Genomic DNA, 13,310 nt, shown 5'->3' with positions numbered 1-13,310 from the left:
AAAGCCTGGCAGACGGCCGCCAAGGTCTTTTACCTGAAAAATTTCCTTCTATATATCAGATATTTATCATAAAATCAGGCATTGACCCCTCGACCCCTTTGTGTTAGTCTTCACAGGACAAGACAAAGGAGTTTCATTTTGTTTAAAATCGGTGATATGGCAGTGTACCCGACCCAAGGGGTCGGGGTGATAGAGGATATTGAAATCCGGGAATACTCCGGCCAAACCCTGAAGTACTATATCCTGCGACTGGTCGATAGCGACATGCGGATTATGGTGCCCGTCGGCAATGCCACCAGTGTCGGCATGCGTCAACTGATTGACCAGCAGCGTATTACCGGCATCTTTGATACCTTGGCAGAACGCACCGAAAATGGCAAAATCGCTTCCTGGAGCCGCCGTCAGCGCGAGTACAACGATAAGCTGAAAACCGGCAATCTGCTGGAGGTTGCCGAGGTATTGCGTGATCTTTACCAGATCAAGACCGCCAAGGAGCTTTCCTACGGCGAAAAAAAGGTTCTCGAGCAGGCACGCAAACTGCTGGTAACCGAAGTCGCTCTCGCCCAGGGAGCTAAAGAAGATCAAGTCATGCAGCGGTTGGAAAACATCTTCCACTGATTTTATAGGTGAATTCTCATTTCAAAAAAACAGGACCAGGTGCTATAGTGCCTGGTCTTTTTTACATTGAGGAGCCATTGTTGCCAACACCGCCATCTTCAGACTTAAAAGCTATTGTGCTGATTCCTGCCGCCGGTTCAGGGCGCCGCATGGGAACCGCAATCAGCAAGCAATATCTGCAGTTGCACGGCAAACCGCTGCTCGCGCACACCATCGCTCTGTTCGATCAACACCCTCTGGTGGAGGCAATTTATCCCATTGTGCCGGAGGATGATAGCGATTATTGCCGCCGCGAAATTCTGGATAAATATCGATTTACGCGCGTTCGCCGCCTGGTTACTGGCGGCAAAGAGCGTCAGGACTCGGTGCGCAACGGCCTTAAGGCCCTGGCTGAAGATGGCTATGACCAGCCGGAACGCCCCATCCTGATCCATGACGGTGCCCGCCCCCTGTTCAACCCCAACCTGCTCCCCGCACTGCTGGACGACATCAGCGCCGGCGGAGCATGTATTGTTGCCGTTCCGGCAAAAGACACCATCAAGCAAGTCATACAGGGGCAAATTGTCGCTTCTCCGCTGCGTGACCAGCTGTGGCAAGCCCAGACCCCACAGGGGTTTCGGTTCGATATCCTCCACAAAGCTTTTCAGCAACAGGATTGCAACAGCGTCCCCGCGACTGATGACGCCGCCCTGGTTGCAGCTGCCGGCTATAGGGTACGGGTGCTTGCAGGAGAGGATCGCAACATTAAAATCACCACGCCGGCGGATCTGCTGATCGCTACAGCACTGCTTGACAGCTATCAGGAGAAATCGGCATGATACGCATCGGTCAGGGATACGACGTTCACCAGCTGGTTGCCGGACGACCACTGGTTCTCGGTGGAGTTACTATCGACTATGAGTTGGGCCTGCTGGGTCACTCCGACGCTGATGTGCTGGTGCACGCTATCTGTGACGCCCTTTTGGGTGCTGCCGGTCGCGGCGATATTGGCCGCCATTTTCCCGACTCAGATCCGACCTACAAAGGATGTGACAGCCGTGTGCTGCTGCGTCAGACAATGAAACTGATCGCCAAAGAGGGCTATCTACTGGGCAATATCGACGCAACCATCGTCTGTCAGCAACCAAAACTGGCGCCCCATATCCCGACCATGATGGCGAACATTGCCGCAGATTGCCGGGTGCCCCTGCCACAGATCAATGTCAAAGCAACCACAACCGAGCAACTGGGCTTTTGTGGCCGTGGTGAGGGGATAGCCGCCTATGCCGTCGCCCTGATCGTTCGTCCACCGCAAGCTGACCGTGCGCGCCGCGCCACGCTGTTAACCTGATATTGAGGTAATCCATGACAACCCCGGAGATGGCATCTGGCTCCAACTTTATCCGCACCATTATCAGTGACGATCTCACCAGTGGTCGCCGCAAAAGCATCGTCACCCGCTTTCCCCCTGAACCTAATGGCTATCTGCATATCGGCCATGCCAAAAGCATCTGCCTGAACTTTGGCTTGGCGCAGGAGTTCGCCGGACGCTGTCATCTGCGCTTCGACGATACCAATCCGAGCAAGGAAGAGACCGAATACGTTGACGCCATTAAAGAGGATGTCCAGTGGCTTGGTTTTGACTGGGGTACACACCTTTATTACGCCTCCGACACCTTTGAACAGCTCTACCTGTGGGCGGTGGAACTGATCAAACAGGGAAAGGCCTATATCGATAGCCAGAGTGCCGAGGAGATGCGCGTTAATCGCGGCACCCTGACCGAGCCCGGTATTGCCAGCCCCTACCGTGACCGCTCTGTCGCAGAAAATCTCGATCTGTTTGAACGGATGAAACAGGGAGAATTCCCCGACGGCAGCCATGTTTTGCGGGCAAAAATTGATATGGCCTCGCCCAACATCAATCTGCGCGACCCGGCCATGTACCGGATTCTTCATGCCCATCATCATCGCAGCGGTGACAACTGGTGCATCTACCCGATGTACGACTACGCCCATGGTCAGGGAGATTCCATCGAAGGGGTCACTCACTCGATTTGTACCCTTGAATTTGAAGATCACCGTCCGCTTTACGACTGGTTCATCCGCGAACTCAACATCTTTGCGCCGCAGCAGATCGAATTTGCTCGCCTCAATTTGAGCTACACGGTGATGAGCAAACGCAAGCTGCTGCAACTGGTCAAGGAAAACCACGTCAGTGGCTGGGACGATCCGCGCATGCCGACCCTGGTGGGAATGCGCCGCCGCGGCTACCCCCCGGCAGCGATCCGCACCTTCTGCGAACGCATCGGTGTCGGGCGCTCAGCCAGCTGGATTGATCTCTCCGTGTTGGAAGACTGTGTGCGCGAACAACTTAACGAAACCGCTCCGCGACGTCAGGTCGTTCTGGAACCTCTCAAGGTTCTTATTACCAACTACCCGACAGACCGAACTGAAGAGCTGGTGGCCGCCAATCATCCGCAGAACCCTCAAGCCGGGACGCGGCTATTGCCCTTCTGCAACGAAATCTACATCGAGCGCGCTGACTTCATGGAAGACCCCCCGAAAAAATTCTTCCGTTTGGGACCGGACAGGGAGGTACGCCTGCGCAATGCCTATATCATCCGCTGCGATGAAGTGATCCGCGATGAACAGGGGGAAGTGATCGAACTTCGCTGCAGTGCCGACCTTGACACCCTGGGCAAAAACCCGGCGGATGGGCGCAAGGTCAAAGGGATTATTCACTGGGTGTCCGCCCGCCATGCCAAACCAGTAGAGATCCGCCAGTATGATCGCCTGTTTCAACTCGAAAACCCGGATAAAGCGGATAACTTTCTTGCTGCCCTCAACCCGGAATCATTCACAATAACAGAGGGTTTAGCGGAGCCGGGCCTGTTGAATGAGGAAATGGGCGCGACCTTTCAGTTTGAACGGGTCGGCTACTTTACCATCGACAGCAGGGATTCCCAGCCCGGGCAGCCGGTGTTCAACCGCACCGTGACCCTGCGCGATACCTGGGAAAAGATTAAAGAGTAATATTCTCCACTTAAGACACAGAGTTGGTTGCTTCCGTGTCAACCTACGAAGCTGTCATTCTGCGCGGAGCAATGCGAAGCCGCAGAATCTATTTAAGCCATCTCATCTGGTCCCTGCGGCTTCGCGCAGGGTGACAAAACAGGGTGAGCTTAAGTGGTAATCCTGAATCTTTGGAGACAACTATGAGTCTACGTGTTTACAATACCTTGAGCGGCAAGAAAGAAGATTTTGAGCCTTTAGAACCGGGCAAGGTCAAGATGTATGTCTGTGGCGTTACTGTCTACGACTACTGCCACATCGGTCACGCCCGCGCCAATATTGTTTTCGATGTGATCTTCCGCTACCTGCAATACATCGGCTTCGACACCACCTACGTGCGTAACTACACCGATGTGGACGACAAGATCATCAACCGCGCCAACGAGCGGGGGATTCCGAGCCAGGAACTGGCGGAAGAATTTATCCGCGCTTTCGATGAAGACATGGACGCTCTGGGGTTGGTCAAACCGACCCATGAACCGCGCGCCACCGCCTATATTGGTGAGATTATCGACATCTGCCAACAACTGATCGACAAGGGGCTGGCCTACGAGGCCGGTGGCGATGTCTATTATCAGGTGGACGGCTTTCCCGACTACCTCAAACTTTCCAAGCGCAATAAGGATGAGATGCTCGCCGGCGCGCGAATTGCGCCGGGGGAACTGAAGCGTAACCCGATGGACTTCGCCCTGTGGAAATCCGCCAAACCGGGGGAACCCAGCTGGGACTCCCCCTGGGGACCGGGACGACCGGGCTGGCATATTGAATGTTCGGCGATGAGCTCTTCGCTGCTCGGCGACAGTTTTGATATTCACGGTGGTGGTCGCGATCTCATTTTCCCCCACCATGAGAATGAAATCGCCCAAAGCGAGGGGGCGAGCGGCAAACCATTCGTCAAGTACTGGATTCACAATGGTTTTGTTAATGTCAATCAGGAGAAAATGAGCAAGTCCCTGGGCAATTTTTTCACCATCCGTGACATTCTCAAAGTCTACGATGCGGAAGTAGTGCGCTTTTTCATCCTCACCGCCCACTACCGCTCACCCATCGACTTTTCCGATCACAATTTGAAAGAGGCGCGTACCGGCTTGAGCCGCTTCTACGAGGCCCTGCAGAGCGCCGAACATACCACCGCCGCCATTCCCGCTGATCCCGCGGCCCCTCCCAGTACCCTGGGAGCCGAGCTCAAACAGCAGTTTGTCGAGGCGATGAATGACGATTTCAACACCGCCCTGGCGATAGCCTATCTGTTTGAAGGGGTACGTACCATCAACCGCCTGATCGCCACCAAAAAGTTCACGAAAAAGCCGGAACTGGTCGCCCAGGTCAAGGATCTCCACGCCACCATCATTGAACTTGGCAGCGTTCTGGGCATTCTTGGCTCACAACCGGCAGAATGGCTTGAGCGGGTGCGCATGGCAGGACTGGCAGGGCTGGATATCAGTAAGGAAGAGATAGAGGCCCTGATCAACGAGCGTCTGGTGGCCCGTCAGATCAAGGATTTCGAGCGCAGCGATCAGATCCGCTCTGAGCTGGAAGAACGTGGCATTGAACTGCTGGATAGTCGTGAAGGAACGAGCTGGAAGTTAAAATAAAAAACGCGTAGATACTGCAAGGGGGTCGGGGCTCCCATAACAAGGGTGTCTGTCGCCAGGGATGGCGACAGTCAAGCGGCCATGGACGGCGAAAAGCGTCCCTTGGTATGGGAGTCTCGACCCCATACCACCTCACTACTTCATTATACCAGTACACCCACCCCCATATCCCGCTGCAGCTCCCGGCGTAAATCCCGCGCCACCGGCCCAACCACCCCTTTACCGATAACAAAATCATCCACCCGCACCACCGGTAACACCTCCAGGGAGGTGGAGGTGATGAACACCTCATCGGAGTAGTGCAGATCCTGCAGGCGGAACTCACCGGTAATCACTCGTAAATTCAGCCTCTCTTCACACAGTCGCATGATGGTTGAACGCGTCACCCCCTCTAACAGACCGGTAGACACATCGGGGGTAAAAACCCAACCGTCGCGTACCCAGAACAGGTTGGACGCCGATCCCTCACACAGATGCCCGCGACTGTTGAGCATGATTACCTCGATGGCCCCGGCGGCCCTGGCCTCGAGTTTACCAAGGAGACTGTTGAGGTTGCTGATGGATTTGATCTTGGGATTAATGGCTTCCGGTGCATTGCGCCGGGTTTGCGCTACCGTCAGGGGCACGCCCTGCTGATACAGTGGCTCATCAATACCTTTGAATTCCTTGCCAATGATCAGGCAGGTCAAAGCGCTTTCCATGTCGTGCAAAAATCCGATCTGCCCCAATCCGCGGGTAATGGTGATACGAAAGTAGCCGTTAACCAGCTGGTTACGATTCTGCAGTTCGAGCAATTGCTGCTCCAGCTCGTGCTGCGCAAACAACAGTGGATAAGATAGTGCCTGGGCCGACTGAACCAGTCGCTGATAGTGCAAGGGAAACTGATACAGCTTGCCGCCCATCGAACGGAAGCTTTCAAAAATTCCGTCACCATAGAGAAACCCCTGATCCAGTACCGAAATACAGGCCTGATCTTCTTCGATAAATTGGCCATTCAGATAAACAAGATTCATCCCTGCACCTCACTGATTTTTTTTACGTTATAGCCTTACCCCAAAAATGTGTGCCACACCAGGTTAAATTTGTATTGCCTGGAAACTAAGCAAGGGCTAATATTTAGAAGCCAAGGCTGTTTAACCGGACTGTAAAATTATCAACAAAATAGAAATGATCGTGCCTGGACCTTTTTCTCGTCATCCTCGAAAACTTCTGTCTGAGATGACGACATGTGATGACAGGGTGAATAATTAAAGTGTTGCATTGGCAGTCTCTTCGGCTTATTTTGCCTCAGTTTCTACGGCCTTTTGACTGATGCCATTCAGCGCCCTGCGCAGATTATCGACAACCGGACAAGTCCCGGCGGCATGCCGCGCAGCCAGGTAGCCGGGCTCGTTGTAACTGAGCCAGACCTGTCCCTGCTGATCTTCCCAGACCAGCGCTTTGAGGGGCAGATCTATCGCCACGGTTTGGGCACATTCCATAAAAGGTGTACCTCCTTGTGGGTTGCCGAACATCAGGAGCTCTGTTGGGCGCAGAAACTTTCCGATACGTTGGGCTCCTTTGGCATGGTCGATGCGCGCAAAGACCGTTAACCCTTTTTGAGTGACTATTTCTTCCAGACGGTCCATTGTCTGTATGGTTGAATAAGGACTTTTTACACTGACAAGCCCGTCGGCAGCAAAACCGCCAGTGAAGGTCATCATTAATAGTAGCGTTGCCACAAAAATTGTTTTCATTTTAGGACTCCTTTTTTTGTGCGCGGTTTATCTCAGATTCATCGTCCGTGACGCTTTTCGTCAGCAACAGGTTAGCTCGTTCATCATAATCGGTCGTCCCTTTAATTGACGCTGCGCCTCCGGCAGTACGTCCATGCTCGGCCAAAGGCCGGTGTACAAAGTATCCGTATACCCGTTGACCAATCCTCTTGATCGCATCACTTCCGCCGTGCGTGCTGCCGGATAAGAGAGCCTTTGCCAGCGACACACTACCGCTTCTTTTTCAGGGCACAGCAGCAGGTACCACCCATCCAATGTACCATCGTTTGCAGGAAGCCCGATAGCTCCAGCATTGAGCCAAAAGCCAGCGCCGATGGCTTGCCCGTCAGGAATACCGCTGTGGCCAGCGATGACGATATCGGTTCCCGCCAGATCAAGTTCCTCTTTTTTGATCTCTTTTGCGGTTGTGGGAAAAACAAAACGGTTGATCTGCTGAACGCCACCATGAATGACGCGAATACTTTTACCTTTCATACTGAAAAGGATGGAATCCGGCAGGGTTCGCATCCAGTTCCGGTCACTTTCGGACACATGCTGGTCGGCAAAGCGATACCAATTATCAGACAGTAGCGAACAGGTTGTTCCTTCATCGAATCCGCACCCACAGTCCGGTGTGCCTTGAGCAAGGGAGTCTTCACAGTTGCCCTTAACAATGGCAATTCCCCAATCGCGGATCAGGGCGACCGTCTCGACCGGTTCCGCACAATAAGCCACCAGGTCACCGGTGCAGATTGTTCTTTCCGGCGGAATGCCAAGCTGATTGGCGCGCTCGCGCAGAGCCATTGTTGCTGCCAGATTACTGTAAGGGCCGCCAAAAACAAGTACCGTTCCCGCCATTTCGCCCAGGTCAACGGAATTTGCCATATTCATGACGTTTTCTCCTGATGTTCAGAATTTCTTCTACCGCCGATCCAGAAACCAAGGCATCCGAAGCCCATGACCGCCACGGTCAGATAAAGCAACTTGGTATATTTATGAGCATCACCTAGTAGGCTGCTATAACCGCTCGACTCAGTGAAATAGAGAGCCGAGGCGGTTAATGCCAGAACAAAACTGAGCAGATAACTCCAGAGCGGAATATCCCGGCGCTTGCCCCAGAGCGAGAAGAAAATGACCGGTGCCAGATAAAGTGAGGCCGTTCCACTCACGGCGACCGCACTGAACAAATCATTATTCCCCCAGAAAACCAGCAACAAACCGACAAGCATGAACGCCGCCATCACCGCCCGACCGTTGCGCAACGTCATCTTCATTATTCGCATGTCGACAGCCAGCAATTTGGCGGAGCTCGACAGGGTGCTGTCCAGTGTCGACATGGCCGAAATAACCAGTGCAGCACTAAAAAACAGCATCGGCACCTTGCCGAGCAATTGCATCAGGGTTTCGTTCATGCTCGCCCCCTGAGTGGCGTGGGCTCCGGCCAGCACACCGAGACAACCGAAGGCGATGATACAGATGATACTGATCCAGGCGGCATGCAGAAAACTTTTACGGGTAGTTTCCCGATCAGCGAGAAAACCGCGATCCATCATCACCGGATCGTGCATCGGATAACTCCAGACCTGCAGCAGCGCCACCAGCATCAGGATCGGTCCGGGTTGATCAAAAACAAACGGCTTGAACCAGAGATCCTGCAACTGCACAGCCTGGCTACCAACCACCAGAGCTAACAGCATCAGCAATGTTCCGAGAAAAATGACCATCTGAAATACATCGGTGCGTAATGAGGCACTTAAGCCTCCGAGCATTGAATATAGCAGAGTAACCGCCGAGAAGCCGATAATGGTCAGCGTATAGGCTTGACTGCCGGCGACACCAAACAAAATGCCGATAACAAGAAGGTTGGCAAACACCTCACTGATCAGACGAATACCGATGACAAAATTGTAACAACCCGTTCCCCAACGACCAAAACGGGAGCGCAGAAAATCCTGAACACTGTGAAAGCCATGTTCAAAGCGTAAGCTGTCAACGATCTTGCCACCGGTCAGAAATGAGAAGTAATAGAACGCATAGGCCAGCGTGCCCCAGATGCCGTAATAGAAACCGAGAATGGCGGCATTCATCAGCGAGCGGGCAAAAATCCAGGTGGTGACCTGGGAAAAGGTCAGACTCAGCAGACCCGGTTGACTGCCGTTGGCACCAAGGCCCTGGTAGAAGGCACCTTCACTCTCGGCGCGAGGCGAGAGCACGACCGAAGCCAGAGCGACAAAACCGGCAAAAGCGGGAAGAACGTAATCCATGTAATAACTCCCTGGAAGTTGAATGCGCTTAATGAAAATCAACCGTCAGGCATGGCCCCCTAGTGGAGACTGTCACGTCGACAGCCACATCATTCATGCCAATGATTAAAAAGACCAGGCCAAACTCAATAAACCATAAGTTTGGTTATCGTTCTGGGTATCAAACTGACTGGCGGGTCTGATAGATATAAGAGTAGGTCAACTTAAAACAGCGGTCTGGTCAGCACCTCGCGCCGCAGTGGACGCACATTAAGAAGCACCGCAGCCACCGCCGCAACAGCCGCTACCCCAACGCTGATGCCGGCGGGTGCGCCCCAGGCGTAGGCAAGCACAGTGATGCCGACCACCAGAATCAGCGACCAGAGCCACAGCTGAACGCGAAAATATGCCAGACCCAGCAAGACGGCCACACTGATATAAATTGTCATCATGATTTCTCCTGTGCAACGGATTCCAGGTGCTATTGCTTCATCGCCTCATCAGCTTTTTCAGACAGAGGCTGTATCCTGAGGTGAATGAAGATGTTGTTTGAGGCACTCAAAAGAAGAACACCTATTCAGACCATCCTGCTCCAGCCAGCTTGTCGTCGCAGCAAACCCGTCATCAATCAGAGCTCCGGCCGCTTGAAAATTGAGGGGATTGGTACGCAAGGGACATAAGGGGGGCACAACCGCAATCTTGGCCTGATCCCGATGGCCTTCCAGATCCTGTAGCAATTGCCTGGCAATAATCAGATTTAACGCGTGCAAGGCGATACTCAGGGCGCCCGTAGGAGGCAAAACCGGCTCACAAGTAAAGCCGGTCGGCAGGACAATCAGACGCGTTGCACCGAGCCTGATGGCGGTTGAAACCGGAGTGTGATTAGCCACTCCACCATCAATCAGGTAGCGACCGTCAATCTTAACCGGGGGGAAAACCCCGGGAATAGCGGCGCTGGCCAGCAAGGCGGAAAGAATGTCCCCGCGCTCAAGCACCACCTCTTCGCCGCTGACAAAATCGCTGGCAATAATATGAATCGGTACGTTCGCTTCCTGGAAATCACGGTAAGGCAAACGTCTGGACAGAAACTGGACAAAGACTTTTTCATCAAAAAGATGGGTTCGTTTACTTAAGAGGCTTCTTAATACACCAAACCAGGAGTAGTGGAATACCTCATCCCGGGTCAGGCTACGCCAGATTGCTTCGAGCCCCGCAACCCCCTGAGGCGAAGGGTCGGCGGCAAAGTAGGCGGCGTTGATCGCGCCGACGGATGAACCAACCAGTAAATCGGGCTGAACACCATGGAAAGCCAGGGCCTTGAGCATGCCGACCTGAATGGCGCCAAGACTGCCACCACCGGCAAAAATAAGAGCCGTCTTGTGATGAGTTCCCATGGTGAAAACCTCCCTCTTAAAGGTACATCAACCGGTTCATGGTCTTATGACCTAGACTTATCTGAATTCGCTGAAATTTTCCGGTCTGTTCAGGGACCAGTCGTAATCGATGTAACCTATCCGATCGGTCTGATCGATCTGCGGATGACGTTCTTCATCGGTATAGGCTTTGATAAATTGACGAATACTGCCGGCCGCTTCAATAAAATCATCTGCGTACCATTTGAACAATTCGGACAGCATCAGGGTGCGCCCGTCAATGTGTAACTGGCGTTGGGTCTTGAATGCACGAACCGTGTTGGCCGTCATCAGATCATTGGTGTTGGTTGGGGTATAAAGGTGTTTTCTTAAGGGCGGACAGCCGACCGATGCACAGTTGACCGCGTAATGAACGCGGGCGTCCTTCCACCCCTTGCGTTGGTACTCGCTACCGAGCAGAATATCTTTTTCGATGGCACTCAGGCTGTATTTTTTACCGCCGACAGTGAACAACTCCAGCTCAAAAACGTGCTTTTTTAAGGGATTATAGCGCCCGCCATAATCCCAGACGGAAGCGACCAGCTGTCCTTTAAGGGGATGGGTCAGAAGATGTTCGATCATGAAAAAATTATAGGCATTCAGCCAGAAGGCGATGGATTGATATTGTTCCGTCAGGCTACCGGGATTAAACTCGGCCAGGTTAGCTTTTTGCTGATTCAACAATGCGAACGTATCACTGTCAGCGAGGGCTTTTTCATAGTTAAAGGCTGATACCAGGCCACCTCCCGGCAGATCTTTTTCCACGACAAAACGCTGCAGTATCTCGGCATAGGGGGCATAGAGCCCTTCTAATTCACTATTGTCTTCAGCAACACCGGCCGTTGCTGAAAAAACCATCACCACCAAAAAAACCAACACCGGATACAACCAGTGCAAAAAACGCATACGTTCCTCCACAAGGTTATTTCTACAGATCAACGTTGATGCTTTCGCAAAAAAACATCAGGTTGGATGATAGGCTAAAAACGCCATATGCAAGGAGCGCCATTATTGAACAATGAGGAGTACTTACCTACGTCGAAGCAGTGAGCCGATGGCGGCAACGCAGCAGCTGGTGAGTTTTTGCGACGCCATCAACTTTGTTCAGGCACTAACAAGGGTTAACCGGTTTTGAGCCACCCCCGGTTCACCCCCGCCGCCAGGCGTGATATTTCTCCAGCCAGGCCAGCAGTTTTTCCGGGGCATGGGCTCGTTTCCACTCACCGGCCGTCATCTTGTTGGCTTCCGCCAGGGTCGGATAGGGGTGGATGGTGCCAAGAATCTTGTTCAAGCCCAGACCGTGCTTCATCGCCAGGATATATTCTGCAATCAGATCACCGGCGTGAGTACCAACAATGGTGACACCAAGGATTTTATCCTTGCCAGGTGGGGTGATAACCTTGACCCAGCCGTGGGTTTCCTCTTCGGCGATGGCGCGATCGAGCTCTTCCAGCTCAAAACGGGTCACTTCATAAGGGATTCCCTGGGCACGGGCGTCGGCTTCATTGAGGCCAACGCGGGCAACCTCGGGATCGGTAAAAGTACACCAGGGGATGACGCGATAATCAACGCGGAACTTCTTAACATCGCCAAACAACGCGTTGACGGCAGCATACCAGGCATGGTGCGCGGCGGTATGGGTAAACTGATAGGGGCCGGTAACATCACCGGCACAGAAGATATTGGGGATGTTGGTGCGCATGAAGGGATCGACGTCAACTGTACCACGGTCGTTCAGTCGGACGCCCAGATCTTCCAGGCCAAACCCGGCCACCCGCGCCTTGCGGCCGACGGCAACCAGCAATTGGTCAAAGGGGATCTCCACCCGTTCTCCCTGGTGCTCACAAACCAGAAGTTTGTCTTCGCCCCTGACAACCACCTCTTTAGCTGCGTGACTGGTCAGAACCTGCACCCCCTCAGTGACAAACCGTTCACGGACAAATTCGGCGACATCCGCATCCTCCCGCCCCATAATATGGGGAGCCATCTCAACCTGGGTCACCTGCGCACCAAATCGGGCGAAGGCTTGCGTCATTTCACAACCGATGGGACCACCGCCGAGCACCACCAGACGCTTTGGTAATTCCCGTAACTGCCAGAGGTTGTCCGAGGTCAGATAATCGACCTGATCCAGCCCCGGGATCGGTGGCACAAAGGGGGTAGCTCCGGTCGCGACGATAATGTTACGGGTGGTCAGGGTGCGGCCGTTCACTTCCACCGTATAAGGCGAGGTGATACGCGCTTCGCCTTTAATACAATCAACCCCGAGATCAGTGTAGCGTTCTACCGAATCATGGGGTTCAACCTTGGTTACGACCTGCTGCACCCGCTCCATCACCTCGGAAAAATCAAAATTGATATCCGTGCGGCGCAAGCCAAACTCACTGGCTCGGCGGCCATAGTTAAGAATTTTAGCCGACCGGATCAGAGCTTTACTCGGTACGCAGCCGGTATTCAGGCAATCGCCTCCCATCTTGTCGCGCTCAATCAGGGCGACTTTGGACTTCACCGCCGCAGCGATATAGGAACTGACCAGGCCGGCAGACCCGGCACCAAGAACGACAATATTGTAATCAAAGGTTTTCGGTCTGGGATAATCCTTCAGTCGTTTGCGTTTTTTCATCATATCCACTCCTA

At 53.3% G+C, this 13,310-nt stretch carries 13 protein-coding genes; 5 read left to right on the top strand and 8 right to left on the bottom strand.

Going from position 1 to position 13,310, the window contains the following annotated elements; translation table 11 throughout:
- The first annotated feature begins 138 nt into the window (after positions 1 to 138).
- From AC6F7T_RS07060 to cysS, 5 genes are all read left to right on the top strand, one after another.
- Complete coding sequence (locus AC6F7T_RS07060; protein ID WP_500717357.1) at positions 139 to 618, top strand: CarD family transcriptional regulator; 480 nt, start codon at positions 139 to 141, stop codon at positions 616 to 618.
- 47 nt (positions 619 to 665) lie between these two features.
- Positions 666 to 1,436 (top strand): 2-C-methyl-D-erythritol 4-phosphate cytidylyltransferase, encoded by a 771-nt coding sequence (ispD, locus tag AC6F7T_RS07055; protein ID WP_500717355.1) that lies wholly within the window; start codon positions 666 to 668, stop codon positions 1,434 to 1,436.
- Entirely contained in the window at positions 1,436 to 1,948 is a 513-nt protein-coding gene (gene ispF, locus AC6F7T_RS07050; protein WP_500717387.1) for a 2-C-methyl-D-erythritol 2,4-cyclodiphosphate synthase, read from the top strand. Before ispD ends, ispF begins: the two co-directional genes overlap by 1 nt.
- A 14-nt stretch (positions 1,949 to 1,962) precedes the next feature.
- Entirely contained in the window at positions 1,963 to 3,630 is a 1,668-nt protein-coding gene (locus tag AC6F7T_RS07045; RefSeq protein ID WP_500717354.1) for a glutamine--tRNA ligase/YqeY domain fusion protein, read from the top strand.
- A gap of 182 nt (positions 3,631 to 3,812) precedes the next feature.
- Positions 3,813 to 5,264, top strand: a complete 1,452-nt coding sequence (cysS, locus tag AC6F7T_RS07040) for a cysteine--tRNA ligase (RefSeq protein ID WP_500717352.1) — start codon at positions 3,813 to 3,815, stop codon at positions 5,262 to 5,264.
- Between the two features lie 143 nt (positions 5,265 to 5,407).
- Here cysS and AC6F7T_RS07035 read toward each other — a convergent pair whose 3' ends face one another.
- The 8 genes from AC6F7T_RS07035 to lpdA all read right to left on the bottom strand — a co-directional run.
- The gene (locus tag AC6F7T_RS07035; RefSeq protein WP_500717350.1) at positions 5,408 to 6,277 is read right to left on the bottom strand and encodes an aminotransferase class IV; all 870 of its coding nucleotides are present in this window, start codon (positions 6,275 to 6,277) and stop codon (positions 5,408 to 5,410) included.
- Positions 6,278 to 6,541: 264 nt separating this feature from the next.
- Positions 6,542 to 7,000: a DUF302 domain-containing protein gene (locus AC6F7T_RS07030; protein WP_500717348.1), complete on the bottom strand. Its 459-nt coding sequence runs from the start codon at positions 6,998 to 7,000 to the stop codon at positions 6,542 to 6,544.
- A gap of 60 nt (positions 7,001 to 7,060) precedes the next feature.
- Positions 7,061 to 7,909: a metallophosphoesterase family protein gene (locus AC6F7T_RS07025; RefSeq protein ID WP_500717346.1), complete on the bottom strand. Its 849-nt coding sequence runs from the start codon at positions 7,907 to 7,909 to the stop codon at positions 7,061 to 7,063.
- Positions 7,906 to 9,282, bottom strand: a complete 1,377-nt coding sequence (locus tag AC6F7T_RS07020) for a hypothetical protein (RefSeq protein WP_500717345.1) — start codon at positions 9,280 to 9,282, stop codon at positions 7,906 to 7,908. Before AC6F7T_RS07020 ends, AC6F7T_RS07025 begins: the two co-directional genes overlap by 4 nt.
- 203 nt (positions 9,283 to 9,485) lie before the next feature.
- The gene (locus tag AC6F7T_RS07015; RefSeq protein WP_500717343.1) at positions 9,486 to 9,713 is read right to left on the bottom strand and encodes a hypothetical protein; all 228 of its coding nucleotides are present in this window, start codon (positions 9,711 to 9,713) and stop codon (positions 9,486 to 9,488) included.
- A 57-nt stretch (positions 9,714 to 9,770) separates the two neighbouring features.
- Complete coding sequence (locus tag AC6F7T_RS07010; RefSeq protein ID WP_500717342.1) at positions 9,771 to 10,655, bottom strand: patatin-like phospholipase family protein; 885 nt, start codon at positions 10,653 to 10,655, stop codon at positions 9,771 to 9,773.
- A gap of 57 nt (positions 10,656 to 10,712) precedes the next feature.
- Positions 10,713 to 11,579, bottom strand: coding sequence for a DUF547 domain-containing protein (locus tag AC6F7T_RS07005; RefSeq protein ID WP_500717340.1), 867 nt, complete (start codon positions 11,577 to 11,579; stop codon positions 10,713 to 10,715).
- Between the two features lie 241 nt (positions 11,580 to 11,820).
- On the bottom strand, positions 11,821 to 13,310 hold a 1,490-nt coding region (gene lpdA / locus AC6F7T_RS07000), incomplete at its 5' end, for a dihydrolipoyl dehydrogenase (protein WP_500717338.1).

The organism is Pelovirga sp. (assembly GCF_059864205.1).
The sequence above is the reverse complement of the archived record's forward strand: the minus strand, read 5'-3'. Positions and strand labels throughout refer to the sequence as shown.